The sequence below is a fragment of the Paractinoplanes rishiriensis genome, from assembly GCF_016862375.1.
Classification (GTDB): Bacteria; Actinomycetota; Actinomycetes; order Mycobacteriales; family Micromonosporaceae; genus Actinoplanes; species Actinoplanes rishiriensis.
Window position 1 is genome coordinate 78,016 of the sequence record NZ_BOMV01000089.1, and the last position, 23,710, is coordinate 101,725.

19 protein-coding genes are annotated in these 23,710 nt (G+C 72.4%); 11 read left to right on the forward strand and 8 right to left on the reverse strand.

The genetic code is table 11. From position 1 onward, the window contains the following. Positions 1-337: 337 nt before the first annotated feature. Positions 338-682 carry a MerR family transcriptional regulator gene (locus Ari01nite_RS40800; RefSeq protein ID WP_203788812.1) on the reverse strand — a complete coding sequence of 115 codons (345 nt, stop codon included), beginning with the start codon at positions 680-682 and terminating at the stop codon, positions 338-340. Between the two features lie 63 nt (positions 683-745). On the opposite strand from Ari01nite_RS40800, the gene Ari01nite_RS40805 reads away from it, so the two are divergent. From Ari01nite_RS40805 to Ari01nite_RS40815, 3 genes are all read left to right on the forward strand, one after another. Next, positions 746-1,768 (forward strand): oxidoreductase, encoded by a 1,023-nt coding sequence (locus Ari01nite_RS40805; protein WP_203788814.1) that lies wholly within the window; start codon positions 746-748, stop codon positions 1,766-1,768. Positions 1,769-1,795: 27 nt separating this feature from the next. Then, positions 1,796-6,478: a PDDEXK-like endonuclease domain-containing protein gene (locus Ari01nite_RS40810; RefSeq protein ID WP_203788816.1), complete on the forward strand. Its 4,683-nt coding sequence runs from the start codon at positions 1,796-1,798 to the stop codon at positions 6,476-6,478. Positions 6,479-6,559: 81 nt separating this feature from the next. Then, positions 6,560-7,951: a WD40 repeat domain-containing protein gene (locus tag Ari01nite_RS40815; protein WP_203788818.1), complete on the forward strand. Its 1,392-nt coding sequence runs from the start codon at positions 6,560-6,562 to the stop codon at positions 7,949-7,951. On the opposite strand, the gene Ari01nite_RS40820 is transcribed toward Ari01nite_RS40815, so the two are convergent. Genes Ari01nite_RS40820 through Ari01nite_RS40830 form a run of 3 tightly spaced genes read right to left on the reverse strand, consistent with a single transcriptional unit; the run spans position 7,948 to position 10,498 of the window. Beyond that, complete coding sequence (locus tag Ari01nite_RS40820; RefSeq protein WP_203788820.1) at positions 7,948-9,375, reverse strand: S8/S53 family peptidase; 1,428 nt, start codon at positions 9,373-9,375, stop codon at positions 7,948-7,950. The genes Ari01nite_RS40815 and Ari01nite_RS40820 overlap by 4 nt on opposite strands. Before the next feature lie 27 nt (positions 9,376-9,402). Beyond that, complete coding sequence (locus tag Ari01nite_RS40825) at positions 9,403-9,900, reverse strand: hypothetical protein (RefSeq protein ID WP_203788884.1); 498 nt, start codon at positions 9,898-9,900, stop codon at positions 9,403-9,405. After that, entirely contained in the window at positions 9,872-10,498 is a 627-nt protein-coding gene (locus Ari01nite_RS40830) for an RNA polymerase sigma factor (protein ID WP_239163447.1), read from the reverse strand. The genes Ari01nite_RS40825 and Ari01nite_RS40830 overlap by 29 nt, the downstream gene beginning before the upstream one ends. A 370-nt stretch (positions 10,499-10,868) precedes the next feature. Here Ari01nite_RS40830 and Ari01nite_RS40835 point away from each other — a divergent pair, with 370 nt between their 5' ends. The 4 genes from Ari01nite_RS40835 (at position 10,869) to Ari01nite_RS40850 (ending at position 16,102) form a co-directional block, all read left to right on the forward strand. Further along, positions 10,869-13,442 (forward strand): CHAT domain-containing protein, encoded by a 2,574-nt coding sequence (locus tag Ari01nite_RS40835; protein WP_203788822.1) that lies wholly within the window; start codon positions 10,869-10,871, stop codon positions 13,440-13,442. Between the two features lie 139 nt (positions 13,443-13,581). Then, positions 13,582-14,220, forward strand: a complete 639-nt coding sequence (locus tag Ari01nite_RS40840) for an adenylate/guanylate cyclase domain-containing protein (RefSeq protein WP_203788824.1) — start codon at positions 13,582-13,584, stop codon at positions 14,218-14,220. 134 nt (positions 14,221-14,354) lie between these two features. Continuing rightward, positions 14,355-15,353 carry a hypothetical protein gene (locus Ari01nite_RS40845; protein WP_203788826.1) on the forward strand — a complete coding sequence of 333 codons (999 nt, stop codon included), beginning with the start codon at positions 14,355-14,357 and terminating at the stop codon, positions 15,351-15,353. A gap of 38 nt (positions 15,354-15,391) precedes the next feature. Further along, complete coding sequence (locus Ari01nite_RS40850; protein ID WP_203788828.1) at positions 15,392-16,102, forward strand: GNAT family N-acetyltransferase; 711 nt, start codon at positions 15,392-15,394, stop codon at positions 16,100-16,102. Here Ari01nite_RS40850 and Ari01nite_RS40855 read toward each other — a convergent pair. Together Ari01nite_RS40855 and Ari01nite_RS40860 are read right to left on the reverse strand one after the other, a co-directional pair. Then, positions 16,082-16,615 carry a GNAT family N-acetyltransferase gene (locus Ari01nite_RS40855; protein ID WP_203788830.1) on the reverse strand — a complete coding sequence of 178 codons (534 nt, stop codon included), beginning with the start codon at positions 16,613-16,615 and terminating at the stop codon, positions 16,082-16,084. The two genes, Ari01nite_RS40850 and Ari01nite_RS40855, sit on opposite strands and share 21 nt — an antisense overlap. A gap of 100 nt (positions 16,616-16,715) precedes the next feature. Continuing rightward, entirely contained in the window at positions 16,716-17,183 is a 468-nt protein-coding gene (locus Ari01nite_RS40860; RefSeq protein WP_203788832.1) for an NUDIX domain-containing protein, read from the reverse strand. 113 nt (positions 17,184-17,296) lie between these two features. Between Ari01nite_RS40860 and Ari01nite_RS40865 the strand changes: the two genes are divergently transcribed. After that, positions 17,297-18,934 (forward strand): PAS domain-containing protein, encoded by a 1,638-nt coding sequence (locus Ari01nite_RS40865; RefSeq protein WP_203788834.1) that lies wholly within the window; start codon positions 17,297-17,299, stop codon positions 18,932-18,934. Between the two features lie 11 nt (positions 18,935-18,945). On the opposite strand, the gene Ari01nite_RS40870 is transcribed toward Ari01nite_RS40865, so the two are convergent. Then, positions 18,946-19,440: an SRPBCC family protein gene (locus tag Ari01nite_RS40870; protein ID WP_203788836.1), complete on the reverse strand. Its 495-nt coding sequence runs from the start codon at positions 19,438-19,440 to the stop codon at positions 18,946-18,948. Between the two features lie 125 nt (positions 19,441-19,565). On the opposite strand from Ari01nite_RS40870, the gene Ari01nite_RS40875 reads away from it, so the two are divergent. Genes Ari01nite_RS40875 through Ari01nite_RS40885 form a run of 3 tightly spaced genes read left to right on the forward strand, consistent with a single transcriptional unit; the run spans position 19,566 to position 22,726 of the window. Continuing rightward, a complete protein-coding gene (locus tag Ari01nite_RS40875; protein WP_239163449.1) occupies positions 19,566-20,135 on the forward strand; it encodes a PadR family transcriptional regulator in 570 nt (189 codons plus the stop codon). Beyond that, on the forward strand, positions 20,132-20,851 hold the full coding sequence (locus Ari01nite_RS40880; RefSeq protein WP_203788838.1) for an ABC transporter ATP-binding protein: 720 nt from the start codon (positions 20,132-20,134) through the stop codon (positions 20,849-20,851). Before Ari01nite_RS40875 ends, Ari01nite_RS40880 begins: the two co-directional genes overlap by 4 nt. Positions 20,852-20,854: 3 nt before the next feature. Further along, positions 20,855-22,726 (forward strand): ABC transporter permease, encoded by a 1,872-nt coding sequence (locus Ari01nite_RS40885; RefSeq protein ID WP_203788840.1) that lies wholly within the window; start codon positions 20,855-20,857, stop codon positions 22,724-22,726. A 9-nt stretch (positions 22,727-22,735) separates the two neighbouring features. Here the strand turns inward: Ari01nite_RS40885 and Ari01nite_RS40890 are convergent, their stop codons facing one another. Continuing rightward, a complete protein-coding gene (locus Ari01nite_RS40890) occupies positions 22,736-23,266 on the reverse strand; it encodes an RBBP9/YdeN family alpha/beta hydrolase (RefSeq protein ID WP_203788842.1) in 531 nt (176 codons plus the stop codon). Positions 23,267-23,710: the final 444 nt, after the last annotated feature.

Here is a 23,710-nt window from a genome sequence, read left to right on the forward strand (position 1 = left end):
GTCCCCTTCGTGCAGCGCCAGCGGTTCCCGGAATGCCACGTCGCGATCTTGTCGAAGTCCCGTTCTGCAGGCACCAGAAGTCAACATGATCGCGGCGGCGCCTGCTCCCTATTTCGACCGTGTGGAATTGAGTGTTGTGGGGTGCCGGATTTGCACAAGATCGCGGTGGCGGGCGTCCTTGGTCTCGATCCTGGGGGATGGCGCTCGGCGGGCACCGGGATTCGACAACACTGCGGTTTCGTTCGGATCTTGTGGGGCCGGGTCTTCGCTGGAAGCGGCAATTCCCGACGCTCGCGATGTGACGGCGGCGGGTCGTGCACCGCCCGGAGCGGCATTGTCAGGAAACCGCGTACTCGTCCACCAAGCCGGCCAGAATCTCCCTCGTCCGGTGCAGCGCCTCGATCTGCTCCTCCACCCGCGCCAACTCGTCCCGCAACCGGGCCGCGAGCCACGGAGTCCGGATCGCCTCGTCCGTGATGCACGGCATCACGTCGTGGATCGTCGTGCTGTTCAGGCCCGCCCTCAGCAGCGACTGGATCAGCGCCACCCGCTCCACAGCATCGTCGGGATAGTGCCGCTGCCCGCCCGCGCTGCGATCGCTCGCCAGCAGGCCCTGCTCCTCGTAATACCGCAGCGAGCGCGCACTCGCCCCGGTCGCCGCCGACAGATCCCCGATCCGCATCGATGTCTCCCGTGTCACAGAACGCTTGCCCCTGACATCCGTGTGAGGTTTTACCGTACCGGCATGACCGCGACGATGGCACCGCTGACCAGCCTCCTCGAGCCCGTGACGATCGCCGGACTGCCGCTGCGGGGGCGGTTCGCGATGGCGCCGATGACCCGGTATCACTCGCCGGGCGGGGTGCCGACCGCCGAGGTGGCCGCCTACTACCGGCGCCGCGCCGAGGGTGGCGTCGGGCTGATCATCACCGAGGGCATCCTGGTCGACCACCCGAGTGCCGGCCACGAGACCGACGTCCCGCGGCTGACCCGCGGCCCGGCCGAGCAGGGCTGGCGTCTCGTCACCAGCGAGGTGCACGCGGCCGGCGGGCGGATCGCGGCGCAACTCTGGCATCAGGGCAGTGAGCGCGGCCGCGACGCCTGGACTCCGATGAGCATGAAAGGCAAGGACTTCGAAATCCTGCTGAACGCGTACGCCGGCGGCGCGCGCACCGCCGTGCGGGCCGGCTTCGACGCGATCGAGATCCACGCCGCGCACGGCTACCTGCTCGACGAGTTCCTCTGGCCGCTGTCGAACCGCCGCACGGACCGGTACGGCGGCACCGTGCGGAACCGGGCCGCGTTCCCCGCCGAGGTGATCCGCGCGGTCCGCCACGAGATGCCGGCGGGCATGCCGCTGGTCGTCCGGTTCTCGCAGTTCAAGGAGCGCGACTTCGGCGCCCGGATCGCGGACACGCCGGCCGAGCTCGCCACCGTCCTGGACAGCTTCGTGACGGCCGGCGCCGACGTCCTGCACGCCTCGCAGCGCCGGTTCTGGGAGCCGGCCTTCGACGGCGACCGGCGCAATCTCGCCGGCTGGGCCAAGCACCTCACCGGCCTGCCCACGATCACCGTCGGGTCGGTCGGGCTGCACCACGACCCGGCGCGGCTGGCCGAGCTGGCGGCCCGCCGGGAGGACGGCGAGTTCGACCTGGTCGCGCTCGGTCGCATCCTCCTCGGCAACCCGGGCTGGGTGCGGCTGGCGGCCTCGGGACGGTTCGGGGAGATCCGGGACTACCGCAAGAGTGATGAGGAAACGTACTTCTGAGGTTGAAAAACCAGGTTAAATCGGGGCATGACGCCCGAGGACGAGGTACGCGCCGCCCTGCGCTCATGGCGCGACGGCCTGGTCAACCTGGACGCGGGGAACCGGCTGATCAACTTCCGGCGGTCCGAGACCGGGATGGTGGAGATCGCGGGGCCGCCGCCGGCGGTGATCGTCGGGGCACTGCGGTCCGGCGGTGAGCACGGCTTCGCGGGGGAGGGCGAGTTCTTCCGGACCGGCCTCGCCCCGGCGGCGCTCGGGCCGGTGCTGCGCAAGCTGATGCGCAAGAGCCGCCAGGACTTCCTGGACCGGGGCGTGGACGCGCTGCACCTGTCCATCGGCACCCTGCACTGGCAGGATGAGGACGACACCTCGTACACCAGCCCGATTTTGCTCTTGCCTGTCGAACTGACCGCGCAGGGGCCGGCCGACCTGCCCCGGCTGCGGGCCCGCGACGACGACCCGGTCGTCAACCCGGCCCTGGTGCTGCGGATGCGCCTGCTCGGCGTGCAGCTGCCGGCGGTGGATTCGCTGGTCACGCTGGATCTCGGGGAATTTCTGACCCGGGTACGAGCGGCGGTCGCCGGCCGGACCGGCTGGCACGCCGACGAGACCGTGCTGCTGAGCACGTTCAGCTTCCACAAGGAGGCCATGTACCGGGACCTGCACGACAACGAGGACCGCATCCTGGCGCACCCGCTGATCCGCGCGCTGGCCGCCCGGGACGCCGAACCCGGCTTCACCCCGATCGCGCCCGCCGACATCGACCGGCTGGCCCCGCCCGAGGACGTCCCGCTGGTGCTGGACGCCGACGCCTCGCAGCGGGCCTGCATCGCCGCGGCCGTCGCGGGACACAGCTTCGTGCTGGACGGGCCGCCCGGCACCGGCAAGTCGCAGACCATCGCCAACATGATCGGCTGCCTGCTCGCCGCCGGTAAGCGGGTGCTGTTCGTCTCGGAGAAGGCCGCCGCCCTCGAGGTGGTGCGCAACCGGCTGGCCGCCGCCGGTCTGGACGGCTGGCTGCTCGAACTGCACAGCCACAAGGCCACCCGTAAGGAGGTGGCGCGGGTGCTGGCCGCCGCGGCCGACGAGGCGCCGGCCCTGCCGCCCGGCGGTCCGGCGGGGGAGAGCCGCGAGGTCCGCGAGCGCCTGTCCGGGTACGCGGCGGCGATGAACGAGGTCCGCCAGCCGCTCGGCATCAGCCTGCACGAGCTGCTCGGCCGGTGCGCCCGGCTGTCCGGGGTGCCGGTGGCGCCCGCGCCGGACCCGGTGGCGCCCACCCCCGGCGCGCTGGCCCGGGTGCGCGACGCGGCCGACCGGCTGGCCCGCTCCTGGCGCCCGGCCGCGCAGGGCGACGCCTTCGGCTGGCGCGACGTCCAGGACCGCGACCCGCTGGACGGCCGGCTCCAGCGCGCCGAGCACGCCCTGCGCGAACTGGCCCGGGCCACCGGGCGCAACGCGGGACTGGCCACCGCGTTCGGCCGCACCCGCCCGTCCGACGCCGGCCCGCTGGCCGCGCTCGCCGAGGCCGCCGCCAACCGGCCCGCGGGCGTGGCGGACGACTGGCTGACCGCGCCGACCCTGCAGCCGGTGCGCCGGGCGGCGGCCGACCGCAGCCGCCGGCTGGCCGGGGTGCGGCAGTGCCGGGCCGCCTGCCGGGACGCGGCCGGCGTGGACTGGGACGAGCTGCCCGAGCCGCGCGACCTGCCGGTCGTGGAGCCGCCCGAGCTGCGGCCGGAAGCCGTCGACCCGGCGCCGCTGACCGCCGCGGCGGCCGCCGCCCTGGCCGCCCGCTGCGCCGCCGACGCCGCCATGCTCGACGACCGGCTGCGCGACCTGGCCCGGGTCACCGACGCGCTCACCCTGCCGGCCGCGGTCACCTTCGCCGACGTGTCCCGGGCGGTGGCGATCGCCGAGCTGGGCCGCCGCCCGCACCGGCCGGAGGCGTCCTGGTTCGAGGCCGGCGCGCCGGCCCGGGTGTCCGCCGCCGCGGCCGCGCTGCGCCGGGGCCTCGACACGCTGGCCGCGGCCGAGGGGCAGGCCCGCCGGTTCTTCCGGGAGACGGTGGTGGACCAGCCGGTGGAGCAGCTCGCCGACCGGCTCACCCGGGTGCACCGCGGGTGGCGCAAGCTGTTCGGCGCGTACCGCCGCGACTACGAGACGGTGGCCGCGCTCGCGCTGCCCTCGGTGTCGCCGGCCGACGCCGTGTCCCACCTGGGCACGGCGATCGCCTGGCGGGCCGCGCGGCACGACCTGGCCGCGCTGGAGCGGGAGCACGCCGCCGCGCTGGGCCGGTACTGGCGGCGTGAGGCCACCGACTTCGGGGCCGTCCAGGAGGCCCTCCAGGTCGCGAACGACGTGCTGAGCTGGACCCCGCCGCAGGCCGTGCCCGCGGTCGTCGGGCACGTCTGCGCCGAGCACCCGGACGACGGCCTGCTGCGTACCGCCGCCGCGGTGCAGGACGCGATCGCCCGGTGGCAGGCGGGCGCCCGGCCCGACCTGGCCCAGGGCAACGTGCGGGAGGCCGCCGCCTGGCTGCGCGCCAACGTGGAACCGCTGACCGCCGCGGCCGGGTACGTCACCGCGTTCGACGAGGCCACCGGCCGGGCCCTGGATCTCGCCACGGCCCGCCGGCTGGCCGCGCTGCGCCAGGCCGTGCTGGACGCCCGGCAGGCGCTGCCGGACGCCGCCGACGACGTGGACGAGTCCGCCGCGGCCGCCGCCGTCGAGTGGGCCGCCGCGGCCCGCCGGCTGGCCACCGGTGCCGACCGGCCGCTGACCGCGGCGCAGGCGTCCGCGCTGGCCGCCGCCCGCCCGCCCGGTGACCTGACCGCCCGGGTCACCACCTGGGAGCAGGCCCGGGACGCGGTGACCGGCGCATTCGCCGCGAACCGGCGGCCCGCGCTGGCCGCCGCGCTGGACGACTACGGCCGCGGCGAGGCGCTGCTGGCCGGGCTGCGGGCGGACAGCAGCGGGCAGGACGAGTGGTTCACCCACCTGGCCGCCCGCGCCGAACTGGCCGGGTTCGGCCTGGACATGGCGGTCGACTTCTGCGCCGCCCAGCAGGTGCCGGCCGAGCAGATCCGGCCGGCGCTGGAGCGGGCGCTGCTGCGCGCCTGGGCCGACGAGATCCTGCACCGCGACGCACGGCTGCACCCGGTGCGCGCCGAGGAGCGCAGCCACCTGGTCGACGAGTTCCGGCAGCGCGACGCCGACCTGGTGGCGTCGGCGCCGCGCCGGATCGCCGAGGTGCTCACCGCCCGCCGCGCGGCCGGTCTGCCGGCCGAGGAGACCGGCCTGCTGCGCCGGGAGGGCATGAAAGAGGCAAGACATTTGGCCGTACGCGACCTCATCGCGCGCGCCCGCACCGCGGTGCTCGCCATGAAGCCGTGTTTCCTGATGTCGCCGCTCGCGGTCAGCCAGTACCTGCCGCCGGACCTCACCTTCGACGTGGTGCTGTTCGACGAGGCCTCCCAGGTGACCCCGGCCGACGCGATCAACTGCATCTACCGCGGCGCGGCCCTGGTCGCGGCCGGCGACGACAAGCAGTTGCCGCCCACCTCGTTCTTCGAGACCACGGTGGACTCGCGGGAGGCCGGCACCGACGTCACCGACTTCCAGTCCATCCTGGAGCTCGCCAAGGCGTGCGGCGCGTTCCCCGGCCTGGGTCTGTCCTGGCACTACCGCAGCCGGCACGAGGCGCTGATCGCGTTCGCCAACCAGGCCTTCTACCAGGGCCGGCTGATCACCTTCCCGGCCGCCAACGCGGAGGGCCCGGACAGCGGGGTCGAGCTGATCCCGGCCGACGGCGTCTACCGCCGCGGCGCCGGGCGGGACAACCCGATCGAGGCCGAGGTGGTGGCCGCCCGGATCGTGCGCAGCCTCACCACCCGGCCGGACCTGTCGCTGGGCGTGGTCACGTTCTCGGTGGCCCAGGCCGAGGCGATCGAGGCGGCCCTGGAGCGGGCCGGGCTGGAGGGGCTGGACGGCGACCGTCTGCACGGCTTCTTCGTCAAGAGCCTCGAGTCGGTGCAGGGCGACGAGCGCGACGTGATGATTTTCTCGATCGGGTACGGGTACGACGAGCACGGCCGGATGAGCACCAACTTCGGCGCGCTGACCCGCCCGAACGGCTGGCGGCGGCTGAACGTGGCGATCACCCGGGCCCGGCAGCGGGTCGAGATCGTCACCTCGATCCGGGCCCGGGACATCCCCGAGGACGCCCACGAGAGCGCCCGGCATCTGGCCGCGTACCTGGAGTTCGCGGAGCGCGGCAGCATCGCGGAGCCGGCGGTGGCCGGCGCCGAGGGACCGCTGGAGACGTCGGTGCGCGAGACCGTCGAGTCCTGGGGCTACCGGGTGCGGCCCCGGATCGGCTCCGCCGGCTACCGCATCGACCTGGGCGTCTGCCACCCCGGACAGCAGGGCGAGGTGTACGCGCTCGGCATCGAGTGCGACGGCGCCATGTACGCCGCCTGCCCGGCGGCCCGGGACCGCGACCGGCTGCGCGCCGAGGTTTTGCGCGACCTGGGCTGGAACCTGTACCGGGTGTGGGGGACCGCGTGGTACCGGGACCGGGCCGAGGAGGAGGGCCGGCTGCGCGCGGCGATCGAGAAGGCGGTCGCGGCGCAGCCTCCGCGGCCCGCCGAGGCACTGCCCGGCCGTGCCCCGTACCGCCGCCCCGACCTGCTCCAACCGGCCCCGGTATCCTGAATCTCGTCGATGCATTGGACATCTTGATCTTTCATGTCGACTGTATTGACTCGGGTCGACTTGGTGTCCAGCATTGTTCGCGTGACCGACGGAACAAGTGGCCCAGCGCACGCGGCGCCGGTCAGCTGCGTAGCTTTCCGCGCCGACGGCTGGCGCCTCGCCAGCGGGTCACACGACCGCAGCGTCATCGTCTGGGACACCAGCGACGCGTCCCGGCCGTTTCTGCTCACCGAGTTCGGGCACCGCTCCGCGGTCACCGCCCTGGCGTTCAACCCGGCGGCCGCCGACCTGCTGGCCACCGGCGCCGCGGACGGCACGGTCGGGGTGTGGCGGGTCGTCGACGACCGGCCGCCGTCGCAGATGAAGGTCCTGGCCGGACACCCCGGCGTGGTGACCGGCGTGGCCTGGATGCCCGACGGCCAGCACCTGCTCTGCCTCATCGACGACAGCCGGGCCGCGGTCTGGAACGCGTTCGACGAGAGCTACCTCGGCGAACTCGACGACTGCGTGCGGCTCGCGGTCAGCCCGCACGGCCTGGTCGCCACGGTCGGCGCCGACGGCCTGGTGGCGGTCCGCGACCTGTGGCGCGACCCGGGCCGCATCACCTACCTGCCGACCGCCACGGTCGAGGACTGCGCCTGGTCGCCGGACGGCACCACGCTCGCGCTGGCCGGCGGCGACGGCTCGCTGGAACTGCTGGACGCGAGCCTGGCTCCGGTGCGCTCACTGCGGCTCGGCGACGCCCCGCTGCGCGGCGTCACCTGGTCGGCCGACGGCCGGAGCCTGATCGCCGCCACCTACGACCCGGCACTGCTGTCGCTGGACACCACCGGCCGGCCACAGTGGCGCCGCACCGACGACCGGCTGTGGCCGCGTTCGCTCGCGGTCGGCGGCAGCGCGATCGCGGCTGCCACCTTCGGCCGCCGCCCGCACCTGCTCGACCTGGCCACCGGCGCCGGGGCCGGGCTGCCGCCGAGCACCCAGCCGGCCGACCCGGTGGCCCCGTTCCGCGACGGCGTGGTCTCGGCCACCGGCCGCATCGTCACGATCGGCCCGGCCGGCACCCGCCAGCCGCTGTGGCAGCACGACAGCCGGGTGACCGCGGTGGCCACCGTGGACGACCGCCTGGTCGCGTCGGCCGCGCACCGCACCATCCGGGTGCACGTGCTGTCCGACGGCGACCTGACCGGGGAACGCGCCATCACCCTGCACGCCCCCGAACCGGTCAAGGCGGTGGCCGTGCTCGGCACCCCCGAGGCACCGGTGGTGGTCGCCGCCTCGTACGACTTCCGCCTTTACTCCTGGGGGCTGGACTGGACGGCCCGGCCCACCGGCCCGCGGCTGATCGGCGAGTTCGCGTACGGCATCGCCGCCCTCACCCGCCTGGACCGGCACCGGCTCACCGCCACCGACCACCGCGGCGAGCTGGCCATTCTGGCGCTGGGCCCGGACGGCGCACTGAACGCCGGCTAGGCGTCCCGGTCTCGCGGGACCGGAATTCCGGACAGGATTCGCAATCCCTTGCCGGCCTTGACATTCCCGTCCACGTCCCTGACCGCTGCCCCCTGCACGCGGAGGAAGTCGACCGCCTCGGGCAGCGTCTTACCCAGCTCGTACCGGATGCGGGCAATGGCGCCGGCGATCTGTGGCGCGGCGAAGGACGTGCCGCTCCACAGCGCCCAGGCGTTCTCCGGGAAGACCGCCGGCTGGTTGTCGAACAGCGGCGATTCGCATCCCGTGACGAAGGTCGACCGCACGCCCTCGGCGACCGTCCAGAAGTCGACGTGGTCACCCCAGCTCGACCATCGGGCCGTCTCAAACTTCCCGGTGCGCCCAGCCGGGGCGTTCTCACCGACTTCCTCCGATTCGACAAGTGCGCCGACCGTTATCACCTCAGGCAAACAGGCGGGCCAGCACTTCGTGTCGTCGCCGAAGTTGCCGGCCGCGGCGACGATGACGACGTCACCCGTGGCGGTGACCTCCCGGACGGCCTCGGCGAGGGCCGGCGGGGGCACGTCGTGGCAGGTGACCATACCGAGCGACAGGTTGATCACGGTTGCGCCGTCCGCGACCGCCCGTCGTAGGGCGTCGGCGACCGCGATGTCGTCGGCGAAGCCGTCGGTGTCCGCCACGCGGTAAACGCGGACCTCCGCCCGGGGCGCGACCCGCGCCACCACGCCGGCGACGAACGTGCCGTGGCCGGCCTGGTAGTCCAGGTAGCCGTCCCGCTCCGGCAGACTGTCGAGAAGGTCGCGGTTGGTGTCGTTACGCGGCACGTCGTGCAGCCATCCGTCGTTGCGGATCATCGTGGGCAGCCCGTCCTGGGCATCGCCGGGGATGCCGGTGTCGATGACGGCGACGATCGGCGACCGGTCGGACGCCGCCGCCGGAGCGGATTCGCGGTAGCTCTCGAAGGTCCTCGACTCGGCGGGCAACGGGTTGGACACCGGATCGGGCCCACCGATCCCTTTGCCGACCGATGCGGTCACGGCGAGCGTGTTCCGTTGCCCCTGCTTCGTGATCCGGTCCGCGGCCTCGCTCCGGTGGGTGCGCCTGTTCACCAGCCGCACGAACCGCCCGCAGACTCCGCCGTGGTCGTTGAATCCGGCCTTGCGGCCCTCGTCCTGCACCTCCGGCTTCGACCACTCGGCGGCGTCGAGGATGACCTCCCGGCTCGCAACCAGGACCCGGGGGCGTTCCAGGTTCGCGATCTCGATCTGCACCAGATCGCGCTGGCTGCTCCGGCGCCCACGCAGAAAGCCGATGGTAGCGGCGTCCTGGGCCGGATCGTTCTTCTCCAGTTCGTGGAGCTGACGGCGCAGAAGGTCCTGCAGGTGGTCGATCTGGTCCTCATACTGCTCGGGATAATCGCCATCGAAGTAGTACCCGTTGCCCATGTCACTTTCACCCTCTCTTGGACGATGTCATTGGCCTTCGGAGAAGGCGTCTCCCCCGATGCGGCTCGCACGGACACTGATCCATTCGGTGAGGTAATTGCCCCCGCTAATCACGCACTCGAGCCGGATCGGTCCTTGATGCACCGGCGGAAACGAGAAACATCCGACCTCGTCGACGATTGTTTCGGTCCGCGTCCCGGCGATCGTGCAGAGCCGGACGACGCCCGGTCGTGGCGGTATGAGCTGGCCCTCGATGCCGCCGTCGCTCACCTCGATTTCGATCTGGACCGGTCCGTGGCCGAAGACCAGCGTCTGCGGTTCGCCGTGCGTCCCGGCCCGGATCGAGGCGGATTCGTCGAGGTACGAGTCGTAGAGCAGAGCTGCCAGGTCGTCATCGGCCCGCAGCCGCCAGGCCAGGAGTCCGGACGCGGCGTCGATGACCCGCTGCTCGACCGGGCTGGGCCGCAGGCTCTCGCTCAGGTCGTCCATGAATGCGTCATCGTTGTTCCAATCCCGCGAAAGCATCTCGTCCACCCCCCGTCGGTGCGACATCATCGTTGGCCTGCAAATAATTTGTGACGGCCGTGCTGGTGCGGAGTTTGTCGAGGATCCGGTTGCGGGTCGGCCCGATGCTCCCTATCGGAATGTGCATCATGCGGCTGATTTCGGCGTAGGTTAACGGTGGATCGGCGACCAGCAGCATGAACAGTTCCTGCTGCTGTGGTTCCAGCTCGGTCAGAGCGTCCGCGAGCACCTGGTGCCGCTCGGCGTGCAGCAGCGAGTCGCCGACGCGGTCGTCGGCGGCTTCCAGCCGGTTCATCGTTTCGGGATCGACCGGCAGGCTCCGGCTGTTGGCGCGCAGCCACCGCTGACACTCGCGGCCCGTCGTGGTGGCGATCCACCCCGGTAGGGCGGCGGGCTCCCGGATCTGCCGGAGATGCTCGATCAAGCGGAGCCACACGAGCTGGCTGACGTCCTGGAGGTCAGCGTCGGGTATCCGGTGCCGCCGGATGACACCGGCTACCAGGCCGGCGTACCGGCGCACCAGTTGGTTCCAGCCCTCCTCGTCGCCGTCGATGGTGCCCCGCACCAGGCTGGCCAGGTCGCCGTACACGATTCCCACGAACTCTCCTTCCGCCGAAGGACGGAGCACCGGAACCACTGCTCCTATGACAACGGAGTTCAGCGGGCCCCTTGGTGATACCGCGCGCCAATGCCACCATCTGTCGGCTGACTGACAACGCGGTGCCGCCTATAAATCAGATGTTTCGGCGGCTTGTTGCGCTGTTGATGATCGGTTGCCAAATCGTTTGAGGCGGCCGGGCGTGCTACGTACGCTGTCGATGGCCGGGTACCGGGACGTGCCACCAAATGCACAAACGCGTTATTGATCCCCGATCTTTTCGAATCGATGGAGGGGAGTTGATTGCATGCGCGATGTGGATATTTCAATCGATCTCGTGAATCACGCTCGGCGTGTGCATGAGGCGGTAGTGGCAGACCCCAAGCGGTTCCGGCCGGTCGCTGCCGCCCTGGTGCGAAGGGTGCGCCGCGGTGGTCCCTCCGAGGCTCTGGTGCTGGCGATCCGCGCGCTGGCCTGGGCGGAACGCGCCCGGCTTGCCGACGGCGAGGCGAAGCGGCTGCTCGACGAGGCGGTCCGGCTCGCCCGCCGGCACGGCCTGGACCAGGCGCTGGCCGACGTGTTGATGAGCCGCGCCGCGGTCAACCAGGAGCTGGGCCGCCTCGGCGCCGCCCACCGTGACCTCGACGTCGCCGCCGATACCGTCGCCCCCGACCGGCTCGCCGAGCTGACCTTCCAGCGGGCGGTTCTGGATCAGAACGTCGGCCGGTCCGCCGCCGCGGCGGCGGCCTACCGCAACCTGCTGGCACGCCGGTGCGTGCCGCAGCGCATTCGAGCGATCGCCGCCAACAACCTGGCCATCATCGAGGTGCTACGCGGGCGGCATACCGAAGGCATGCGCCGGCTCCACGAAGCGGCGAACCATGCTGGCGAGGTCGGTCCGGCACTGGTGGCGATGGTGGCCGAGACGCGGGCCTGGGCGACCGTACAGGCCGGCCGGCTGGCCGAAGGGCTCCGGCTGTTCGAGGAGTCCGCCCGGGCGTTCCAGGCCGCCGGGCTGCCGCTGGGGGAGCAGTACGTCGAATACGCCGATGCGCTGATCGATCTGCGGCTGGTACCCGAGGCGGCCGAGGCGGCCCGGTTGGCCGCCGCGGTGTTCCGGCAGAACGAGGTTCCGCTCATGGGCGCGGAAGCAGAGCTCCGGGTGGCCCAGCTCGCCATGCTCACCGGCGACCTCGACGAGGCGCAACGCACCGCGGCGGCGGCGGTGCACAGCTTCGCCCGGCAAGGACGCGCGGCCTGGAAGGCGCGCGCGGCCCTGGTCGACCTCGAGATCCGGACGATGGCACACCCGCCGAGCGTTGCCGACCTGCGACATGCCCGACGGGTGTGCCGGGCGCTCGAGGCCGCGGGGATCTCGGCGACCACGGTGCACGCCCACCTCCTCGCCGGCCGGGTCGCGGCGAGCGTCGGGCGCACCGCTGTGGCGGTCAGCCTGTTCCGTCGCGCCGCCGACCTCGCCCGCGGAAGCCCGATCCTGATCCGGTTGCGCGGCCGGCTGGCGGCGGCGCTCGCGGCGCGGCTGCTCGGCCGCGCAGACGAGGTGCTCGCGCACTGCCGGACGGGGCTGGACGATCTCAGCCGGCACCGCATCGCGCTGCCGTCGGCAGAGCTGCGTGCTCTGGCCTCCGGCCACGGCACCGAGCTCGGGCAGCTCGGCCTCGAGGTCACCATGAACCGGGGCGGCGCACGACAGGTCCTCGCCTGGATGGAACGCACCCGCGCGGCGGCGCTGCTGCCGGTCGAGCCGTCCGATCTCGGCCACCTGCAGGACCAGCTCGACGAACTGCGGGCGGTGCACGCCGAGCTCGGCGGTCTGGGCCAGCACGGCGGGCACACCGGCGAGGTGCTGGGCACGCTGCTCACCCGGCAGGTGGCCATCGAGGGCCGGATCCGCCGGGCGACGTGGCGCAGCAGCTTCGCCGCCGACCGCGCGCACGTGACCGCTGTGCCCGCCCGGCTGCGGGACTCGCTCGGCGGCCGGGTGCTGGTCGAGTACGGCATGCTCGGTGACGAACTGGTGGCGGTGGCCGTCGAATCGCGCCGCAGCCGGGTGGTGCGCCTCGGCCCGGTCGGTGCCGTCCTCGATCAGACCCGGGCCTTGTTCTTCGCGCTGCGGCGGCTGACGCAGCCGCGGTCCGAGTCCTCGTGGCACGCCGCACGGCTCAGCGCCGACCTGCGCCTCGACCGTCTCCGCGCGATGCTGCTGGCCCCGCTGTGCCTGCCCGGCGACGCCGAACTGGTGGTCGTGCCGGCGGGCGACCTGCACAGCACGCCGTGGTCCGCGCTGCACGATGCGCCGGTCTCCCTCGCGCCGTCGGCGCGGCTCTGGGCACGCAGCCTCGAGGCGACCACCGGGACCGCCCGGAATCACTCGACCGTCCTCGTCGCCGGGCCGGATCTGCCGGGCGCCACCGCCGAGATCGCCCGGCTGCGGCGGCTCTATCCGCAGGCGGTCGCGCTCACGCCGCCGGCCAGCACCGCTGGGGCCGTCCTCCGCCTTCTCGACGGTGCCGACCTGGCTCATCTGGCATGTCACGGCCAGCTACGCGCCGACAATCCGCTGTTCTCGTCCCTGTCGCTCAGCGACGGACCACTCACGTTGCAGGAGCTGGAGACGCGAGCGGTGGCACCGCACCGGCTGGTGCTCGCGTCGTGCGAGTCAGGGGCGGACGTCAGCTACGCCGGCGACGAGGTACTCGGTTTCGTCAGCGCGGTCCTCGCCCGGGGTACGGCCGGCGTCGTCGCCAGCGTCACCGCGGTTCCCGACGTCGCCGCTGCCGACCTCATGGTGTTGTTGCACGAACGACTGCGGGCCGGGCGCACCCTTGCGCGAGCGCTGTTCGAGGCCCGGCAGGGCCTCGACCGGCAGAACCCGGCCGCGTACGTCAACTGGTGCACCTTCACCGCGTACGGTGCCGCGTGAGCAGCCTCCCAGCCCTCGGAACGCGTCCAGTCCAGTCCTGCTCGACGTTCGGGCAGATGTGGCGCCGATGTGTATCAGCGCGCCATTCCCCGGACTCCATCACTCGTACGACGGGCGAGGGGGACCGATGCAAGCCTTGATGTCGACTCACGACCGAACCGGCCTGGTGCGGCGGCACGTCGCCGTACTCTTCGTTGACCTGAGCGGGTTCACCGCTCTCGTGGAATCCGTGCCGCCGGAGACCGTCTACGAGCGCGTGGCACCGATGTTGGACGAGCTTGCCCTGCTGGTCACCGAATACGGGGGGCTGATACAGCAGGTTCTGGGCGACGGGTTCATGGCGGTCTTCGGCCTGGGCTCGGCGCCTGCCCGGGCCGCGGCCGACGACGAGGTGACGTGCGCGGTGCAAGCCGGCCTGATGGCGGTGCTGGCCAGCAGGCAGGCACCCCTGAGCCTGCCGGCGCACGCCGGTGTCGAGTGCGGCGAGGTGCTGGTCAGCCCGCCGTGGCAATCCGCCAGCTTCGGGGTGTGGGGACGCGCGGTGACGGTGGCCGCCCGGCTGTGCGACCTGGCCGGACCGAGCACGGTGTACGTGGGCCCGCAGGCCGCCCGGCGCGGCGGCGAACGCATTCTCGAGACCTGGGCGGACGGTTCCGCCACGATCCTCCATGCGCACTTGAAGGGCATGGCGCAGGAAATCGTGGTGCACGGCGCAACCTGCGCCAACGACGCGCTGCGCACGCGGGAAGCGGCGCAACATATCTCCGATAACCGGTGATCCACCCGAGCTGGAGCCATGCCATGAAGCGTCTCGTCGTTACCGCCCTGGTCGCTGTCAGTTGTTCGGTGCTGTTCCCGGCCACCGCGGACGCCGCGCCGGCCGGCTTCATCCTGGGTTCCGGCGAGGCGACGATGTCGGAGGACGCCGACACGGTGTCGTACTCGTTGATCAACCTCACGGAGCAGGCCGAGCGGGTCACTCTCACCACGACCGAGGGCGGGGAGCGATGCACAGCCTCCGCGGATCCGGCCGAGGTGCCCGCCGCGCGTATGCAGGAAGTTCAGTTCTCCTTCGACAATTGCGACTTCCCGGAAGGCAAGACAGTGGCGCTCACCCTCGCGGTGGGTGACTCTTCCTTCCTCGTGTCAGCGGAGCGTCCGAAAGCGGCCGACCCCGACTGGGGACTGATGGTTTTCTTCCTGTGGTCGTTGCTGGGCGGCCTGGGCGTAGTCGTGACGGGATGGGCGTCGTACAAGCTGATCAAGCTGAAGCTGCCGGGTCAACCGGCCGGCGAATGGGTGTCCTGGCTCAGACCGTTGCCGGGTCTGGGGGCGAAGTGGAGCTTCCAGGAGAGCTGGGCATCCAACGTCACGCTGGTCACCGCCGTGTTCACGGGGCTGTTCGGCACCGCCGACCTCTTGAAGTCGGTCACCGGCGAGGACACGCCGGGGGTTCTGTCGGTCATCACCATCGGCAGCGCGCTGGCCGTCGCGTTGGTGGGCGTGGCCCCTCTGGTGCTCCAGGCGGTGCGGGATGACCGGAGCCAGGTCCTCGTCGTGGGCCTGCTCGTTTCCGCGATGATCGCGGTGGGCGCCGCGGGCGGCCTCGTCATCGTCATCGCCCTGAGCGTCTCCTCGCTGGTCACCGGGACCACCCAGGTGGTCCTGTCGACCGGCATGGTGGTGGCCCTGCTGCTGCTGGCCGGCTACGCGGTCACATCGGTCCGGCAAAACCTGATCAAGGGCCTCAACCCTGAGCCGGATCAGAAGAAGGAGGACTTCGTGGTCGGCGCCGTGAAGGAGGCGGTCGGCGAGCGCATGACCGAGGCCGAGATCCGCGCGAAGGTCGTGCCCGGCCTGCGGGCAGGCTTCTGGTCCGCTCCCTCGGACCTGCCGGCCGCGCTGATCTGAGCCGGTTCGGGTGCCCGCGCCGTGCCATCATGATGATCATGGTCGATGACGTCCTGCGCCGAGCCCGCGAGCTCTGGGTCCGGCTGGCCGGTGTGCCCGTGTCCTTCGGCGCTTCGATCCCGGGCGTCGCGGTGTCGCCGCGGTCGGCGCTGTGCCCGCCCGGCTGGGCCGGCATCGTGACCCTCGGCGACGAGGCGATACTGACGGCGCCCGACGACGCCACCGCCGCGGTCGTGCGGCAGGCCCTGGCCGGACTGCCCGCCGCGGCCTGGACCGATCCGGCGGTGCTGGCCGGCCGGATACCGCTGGCCGAAGTGCTCGGCCCGGCCACCCTCGCCTACTGCGGCGCGGCGGAGTTCCGCCCGCCCGCGGACGGCGGTTTCGAGGTGCTGGCCGCCGCCGACCCGGCGATGTGGACCTTGCTCACCGCGGTGCCGGTGGCCGACGCCGAGGAATGCGGCCTGGCCGACATCACCTCACCGGCCTTTGTGGTCCGCGACGGCGACCGGCTGACGGCCGCCGCCGGACACCGTCGCTGGCCGGGCGACACGGCCCACGTCAGCGTGCTCACCGTCCCCGGACACCGGGGCCGCGGCCTGGCCAAGATCGTCGGCGCCGCGGCGGTGGCCGACGCGCTGGCCGCCGGCCTGCTGCCGCAGTGGCGGGCCCGCCCCGCGGACTCCCGGCGGGTGGCGCTGGCACTCGGTTTCCGCGAACTGGGCACGCAGCTAAGCATCCGGATCGCGTAGCCCCACACAGTCGTGCTCCCAGAAGGTGCTGGGATAGACGAAGGTCCCGGTCATCCACTCCTCGTACCCCCGAAGCGGATGGACCTGGAACGCCGGATCGGGAATCCGCAGCGACGGCTTGCGGAAACCGAGCTCGCCGGCCGCCCGGAAGCCGTGCCGCGAGTAGTAGCGCGGGTCGCCCTCGAGGAACACCAGCGGAACGACGGCCCGGCTCAACCCTTCCCGGATCAGCGCGCCACCGAGGCCGCGGCGCTGCCGCTGCGGCGCCACCGCGATCGGGCTCAGGGTCTGCACCGGCACGATCCGCCGCGGCGCGTCCAGCCAGGCCCGGCTGAACATGACGTGCCCCGCGACGGCGCCGTCCTCCTCGGCGACCAGCGACAGCGCTGCCGGGTCGTCGCGGCGCAGCGCGCCGACCAGTTCGGCCACCACGGTGCCGTGGTCGCCGAAGGCGGCGCGGTGCAGCTCACCGACCGCGTCATGGTCACCGGGCTGTTCCAGGCGAAAGAGCATGGCGGCGAACGTAGCGCAGGTCGCCGGCCGGGGACATCGATATTCCCGGCTCACGCGCCGGCGAGGCTGCGCAACTCCCGGGCGATGGCCGGCGGTGCCGTCAGGTGGCGAGGTGGCCGGTGGCCCGCAACAACGCCCGGGCGAACCGGTTGAGTTCCGTGCCGGGGAGCTCCCGCGGGGTGAACCAGCCCAGCTCGCTGATCTCCTCCCGGTCGGGGACCGGCGTCCCGCCGGCGATGCCTGCCTGGTAAACGGCGGTGACGTAGGCGACCCGGTCGCCGTTGGCATAGGTCACCTCGTAGTCGGCGCCGCCGAGCACGTCCAGCAGCCGCGGCCGGCCGATCTGGAAGCCGGTCTCCTCGCGGATCTCCCGTACGGCCGCCTGCGCCGGGGACTCGCCGATGTCGACCGCGCCGCCGGGCACCGCCCACCCGTCCCGGTGCCCGGCATGACGCACCAGCAGGAGCCGCGCCCGATCGTCAACCACGATGACCGACACCGACGGTAGTTGAATCAACTCGTGGCCGATCATCGCCCGCAGCCGGGCCAGGTGCGAGGAGATAACCACTACGGAACAATAGCCGCGTTCTGCTCCACCCGTAAGTGTGCCAATGCCGCGAGTCATAGCGCTACGTAGATAGCGACATGGACACACAGCGACCCCACTGGTACTAGTTAGGCGTGCTGAGGGCCATCGAATGGGCCGTGCTGGGCTTCGGCAGCGCGGCCGCCATCGCCTACGGGGTCCGCCGTCACCGACCGGCCCGGATCGGTCCCTGGCTGCTGCTCGCCGGCGCCATCGTGGCGAGCACCGCCGGCGACGTGCTGACCGCGTTGGGCCGGCCCGGCGTGGCCGACGTCTGCTTCTACGCCATGTTCGTGCTGGTCGCCTGCGGTCTGCTGCAGCTGACCCGGATCGGTGCGATTCTCGTCGACCGGGCCCGGCTCATCGACCTGCTCGCACTCGGGTGCTCGACGCTGCTGGTGGTCTGGGTGTTCGTCGTCGGCGACGCGGGCCGGATCGGACAGATCTCCGGGGCGTACGTCATCGGAGCCCTGCTGCTCCTCGCGGTTGTCGCCCGCGTGCTGGTCGCCGTGGGCCGCAATCTGTCGGCCGCGCTGCTGGTCATCGGTGCGGTGGGTGTGCTGGTCAGTGACATCGTGCAGCCGCTGTGGCCGGGCCGGCTGAGCGAGTCCGGGTTCGTGGTGCTCTACCTGGCCTGGGGCGCCGCCGCGCTGCACCCGTCGATGGTGCGGCTGACCGAGCCCGCGGCGCCGCGTCCGAGCCCGTGGCGCGGGCACTGGGCGGCGCTGCTGGGCATCTCCGTCGCCACGCCGCCGGTGGTCCTGCTGATCGAGGCGGTCAACGGCACGGTCGGCGACGGCGTGGTGATCGCCGTGGCCGGTGCGATCACGCTTCTGCTGACCATCACGCGGCTGACCGACTCGGTGACTCTGAACGGCCAGGCGTTGACGCGTGAGCGCGGCCTGCGGCAGGCGAGCGCCGCGCTGGTCGCCGCCGCCGACACCGCGGCCGTGGACGAGGCCGTCCGAGCCGCGATCGCCCAGCTCATGCCGCCGGAGGCGCTCCGTAGCACCGAATTCGCCGTCGACGACCGCCAGTTCACGCCCGATACGGTGCCCGGCCCCGGCGCCGGCCCGCCGTCCCGCAGCTGGTGGATCGAGGGCGCGGACCGCGACTACGTCACGCTGGTCTGCCCGCTCTGGCTGGAGCCGCTCGCCGTCGCCCGGCCCAGCGGCGGCGCCCTGATCCTGGTGGGCCGCCGGGACACCCTCACCGCCACCCGGGACACCCTCGAGGTGCTGGCTGGTCAGGCGGCGCTCGCGCTGGACCGCGTCTCCCTGGTGGAGGCGGTCGGCCGCCGCGACAGTGACCTCTATCTGCGTGCGGTGATCCGGAACAGCGCGGACATCATGGTGGTGATCGACGAGGACCAGCGCATCCGGTACGCCAGTCCGTCGCTGCGCGAGCTGCTCGGCACCGACGATCTTCCGCCGCTGGCCACCCTCGACGATCTGGTGCATCCGGACGATCGCGACCAGCTGCGTCAGGCCCTCCGCGGCTCCGGCGACGGGGTGGTGTACTGCTCGCTGCTGCGGGCGGACGAGAGCCAGGTGCTGGTCGAGGCCACGTACCGCGACCTGCGCGAGGACCGGCTGGTCCAGGGCTTCGTGGTGACCATGCGGGATTTCACCCAGGGCCATGAGCCGGACGAGCAGCGGTCCCATGGCGACAACCTGGACGAGTTACCGGCCCGGGTCAACCGGCGCAGCGCTCGGCACAAGTTCCGCTACTAGTGGTCAGCCGGTCAGCCCTCCGCTTCTTCGCGGACGTCCTTGCCCTGCTCGGCGAACGCCTTGAAGTCCTGCATGTGCTGCAGCGACTGCTTGCGGAAGGCGCCCGGCATCAGAAGTCCCACCAGCCGCATCAGCACGCCGCTGAACCGGTACTCGTTCTCGCTCGTCCAGAGCGTCTTCTCCGGACCGGCCTCGGTCAGCCGTTCGCGCGCGGCGCTCCACATGCCCTTGCCGACGATCTCGCGCTCGAAATGGACGATGCTGCCGCTCGGGATCGCACTCAGGTCCTCCGGTTCCCGGCGCGTGACGGTCTCGGTGCCCTCGAACTGCTGCTGCCCCGTCTGCAGCACGACCCGTGACTTGGTGCCGACGTGTCCATGCGTGCCGTGGAGCGGCTCGTGCAGTACCAGGCCCCGCAGCCACATCGGCAGGTGTGCCGGGTCGGCCAACAGCTGGGCCACCTTCTCCAGCGGCAGAGCGATCTCGATCGACACCGTGTACTTCATGGCGACGCTCCAGGTTCTCGAGGGAGGACGGTCATTATCGGGAACCGGCAGGCGAGGTTCCAGCCGGGCGTTGACGAGGCACCCCTAACGGTTTAGCTTATCCCTAACGGTTAGGGAGGGTGTCCGTGCCCGGAAATGTGGCTGCGGCGGAGCCGTCGCATGGTGTCCAGCTCGGCGTGGTGCAGGAGGTGCTGCTCGCGCTGCTGGCCAAGGAGTCCAGCCATGCCTATCAGCTGCGCGCTCACCTGCAGCTCGTGCTCGGGCCACTGGCCGACGCGCTCAAGGAGGGTCAGGTCTACGTGACCCTCAACCGGCTGGAGCGGGCCGGGCTGGTCGGTGCCGAACGGGTCGGGCAGGGTGACCGCCCGGAGCGGAAGGTCTATTCGCTGACCGGCGCCGGCCGCGACCGGGTGGCCGGCTGGCTGGCGGACACCAGCTGGCCGAAGCCGGCGCCGGCCGAGTTCCACCTCAAGCTGGTCGCGGCGGCCGCGGCGAGGCTGGGTGATCCGGCGCGGATCGTGGACGGGCAGCGGCATGCGGTGCTCGCCGAACTGGCCGCGGTGCAGCGGGCGGCGCTCGCCGAACCGCCGGGGTCGGTGGCCGGGCTGCTGCTGGAGGGCGTGGTCCTTCGCCTGCAGGCCGATCTGCACTGGCTGGAGGCGTGTGCGCGGTTCTGGGGTGGGCAGCGATCATGAGGGCGGTGCTGCGGGGGCACGACCTCCATATGACGTACGGGCTGGTGCCCGCGCTGGCGGGCGTGGACCTGGAGGTCGCGCCGGGCGAGACGGTGGCCGTGATGGGGCCGAGCGGCTGCGGCAAGTCCACGCTGCTGCACCTGCTCGGCGGGCTGCAGCGACCCACGGCCGGCGAGGTTTGGGCGAACGGGCGGCGCGTCGACGGCCTGAGCGAGCGGGCCCTCGCCAAGCTGCGGCAGTCCACCATCGGCTTCGTCTTCCAGGCCTTCCACCTGGTCGACGAGCTGACCGCGGTGGAGAACGTGGAGCTGCCGGCCCTGCTGGCGGGTCAGCCGCCCGCCGGCGCCCGCCGCCGGGCCGGTGAGCTGCTCGAGCGGGTGGGGCTCGCCGACCTGGCCGGCCGGCTGCCGGCGGCGCTCTCCGGCGGCGAGCGGCAGCGGGTGGCGGTGGCCCGGGCGCTGAGCAACGCGCCGCTGGTGGTGCTGGCCGACGAGCCGACCGGCAACCTGGACAGCGCGGCCACCGTGGACGTGTTGCGGCTGCTGGAGTCACTGCGGTCGGAGGGACAGACCCAGGTGATCGTCACGCATGACGCGCGGGTCGCGGCCACCGCCGACCGGCTGATCTCGATGCGGGACGGCGTGTTCGTCGAGGAGACCCGGCTGACGCACGGCACCGGGGTGCGGCTGAGCCGGCTGGCCGGGCTGGAGAGCTGAGCGATGGGACGCATCCTGGTGATCTGCCGGCTGGCCCTGCGCGACCTGCGGAAACGGCCGGGCGAGGCGGCGCTGCTGCTGCTCGCCATCGCGGCCGCCACCACCACGCTGAGCCTCGGGCTGATGCTGCGCGGGGTGACCGACGAGCCGTACCACAGCACCCGGGCAGCCACCGCCGGGCCGGACGTCCAGGTCGGGCTCGCGCCCCGGCCCGGCGCCACGGTGGACCCGGCCCAGCTGGCGCGGCTCGCCGGCGAGCCCGGCGTGACAGCGTCCAGCGGGCCATACCCGTACACCCAACGGAGGGTGACCACCGACGGCCTGAGCGTGCACGCCTGGCTGCAGGGCCGGGACACCAGGTCGGCCCCGGTCGACGCGCCGAGTCTGACGGCCGGCGACTGGGCCGCACCGGGCGGCGCCGTGCTGGAGGCGAGCTTCGCCGGGGCCATCGGCGCGGAGGTGGGCGACCGGATCGACATCGGGGGGCGCCCGTTCACCGTGGCCGGTGTCGCGGTGAGCGCGGCGGCCACCCCGTACCCGAAATTTTGTCTCTCGCCGTGCTTCTGGGGATCCGCACACCCGGCGATACCGGAGCCGCCGGACGGCACGGCGCGGCCGGGCAACGTCACGAAGCCGCGCACCGCGGGCGCCGGGCAGGAGGGCTTCTTCATCGGCCCGGCCGGCCTGATCTGGCTCACCGAGGCGGACACGCAGGCCCTGGCCGCGGATCGCCCGCTCGGCTATCTGCTGAACCTGCGCCTCGCCGACCCGGACGCCGCGCCGGCCTTCGCCGCCGCGCACGTCGCGGCCGGTGACACCACCGCCATGGCGCCCGTGACCTGGCAGGACATCCAAGGCGCGAACGCCTGGGTGTTCGAGGCCAAGCGGTTCAGCCTGCTGGTCGGCAGCTGGCTGCTGGTGCTACTGGCGCTGGCCAGCATCGTGGTGCTGGTCGGCGGGCGGATGGCCGACCAGGTGCGCCGGGTCGGCCTGCTCAAGGCGGTCGGTGCCACCCCGGCCCTGGTCGCCGCGGTGCTGCTGGCCGAACACCTGGTGATCGCCGTGCTGGCCGCCGGCACCGGCCTGACCGCCGGCCGGCTGCTCGCCCCGCTGCTCACCGAACCCGGTGCCGGCCTGCTCGGCCGGGCCGACCCTGCGCCGTTCACGCCGGCCACGATCGCCCTGGTGATGGCGGCCGCCGTCGGCATCGCGGCGCTGGCCACCTTCGTCCCGGCCGTCCGGGCAGCCCGGACCGGCACCATCGAGGCACTCGCCGACAGTGCCCGCCCGCCCACCCGCAACGGCCGCCTGATCGCGCTCTCCGCCCGCCTGCCGGTGCCGCTGCTGCTCGGCATCCGGATCGCGGCCCGCCGCCCGCGCCGCACGTGGCTGAGCGTCTTCGCGGTGGCGGTGACCGTCACCGGGATCGTGAGCGCGCTGGCGGTCCGGGCGAACCGCTTCGCGGAGGCGGCACCCGGCGCCGACCCACGGATCGCGGTGACCCAGGGCCTGCTGGTGGTCACGCTGATGCTGACCGTGCAGGCAATCGTCAACACGATCTGCCTGACCTGGGCCACCACCTTGGACACCCGGCGGCCCGCGGCGCTGGCCAGGGCGCTCGGCGCCACCCCGGCCCAGGTGAGCGCCGGCCTGTCGGCGGCGCAGCTGCTGCCCGCGCTGGCCGGGGCACTGCTCGGCGTGGCCGGCGGCCTGGGCCTGGCCCAGATCCTCGACGACGACCCGCTGGCCGTACCGCCACTGTGGCAGCTGACCGCGGTGCTGCTCGGCACCGTGAGCGTGATCGCAATCTGCACGGCCGTGCCGGCCCGGTTCGGCGCCAGCCGCCCGGCCGGCGAGATCCTGCAGAGCACTTGAGGCTTCGCGTCATCGGTCTCCCAGTTCAGTGACCAGCCGTTCGCCGTCCGGCCACGGACCGAAGCCGCCGGCGGTGTCGAGGTGGCCGGCGTCGCCGGCGTCGACCAGCTCCGCACCCCAGTCCGCAGCGAACTGCTCGAACTGTGCAAAGGACGTATACGGATCGGTCCGGCTGGCGACGAGCACCGCGGGAAACGGCAATCGGCCACGCGGCACCACCCACGGAACGTCGCCGGGCTCGTCCGGCTCAGCCCCGTCGATGTACGGCGGCGTGACCAGCAAGGCAGCGCGCACCGGTCCGGTATGGCGAGCCGCCCACACCACGGTGGTGATACAGCCGGCGCTGTGCGCGATGAGTATCGCCGGCTCGTCCGATCCGCTGACCGCCGCATCCAGCGCCGCGACCCGCTGCCGAAGAACGAGCGGCGGCTTCGGAGGCTCGGGCGCCCACCGATATCCGGGACGTGCATCCGCCCACCGGCGCATCCAATGCTCCGGCCCTGGAATCCCACGCCCCGGCACAAGAAGATGTCGCGTCACCGCGCCGATCTTAAAGCCTGCGCGAGCCGACCGCGAATCAGCCCTTACTGCGGCCCGCAGCCCGCCTCTCCCGGAATGCGGGGCATTTCACCGCTGCAGGACTGCTGAAATGTCTGGTAAATACGCGCGGCGTGGCGTCGCGCCTTGCCATGGTCGCGGCGACGCTGCTGGTCGCGCCGGAGGATATCGGCAGGCGAACTCCGCTCGCCAGACTTTGCGTGGACGCGCATTGCGGCTAATTCAACCCGGCTGAACAATGAGAGTTGTGTCATGGCCAATTATCTCCCCGCCGACCGCGGGGAAGCCAGTCCTCAATAATGCCAGATTTCTTGGGCGTTGATGAAAGCGCGATCACGCTCGTTAAGCCCGGTGTTCTCCAGAATTCGCTGAATCATCGCATTCTTCCCGGCGCCATACCCAGAACATTGCGAACTGCAAATGGTT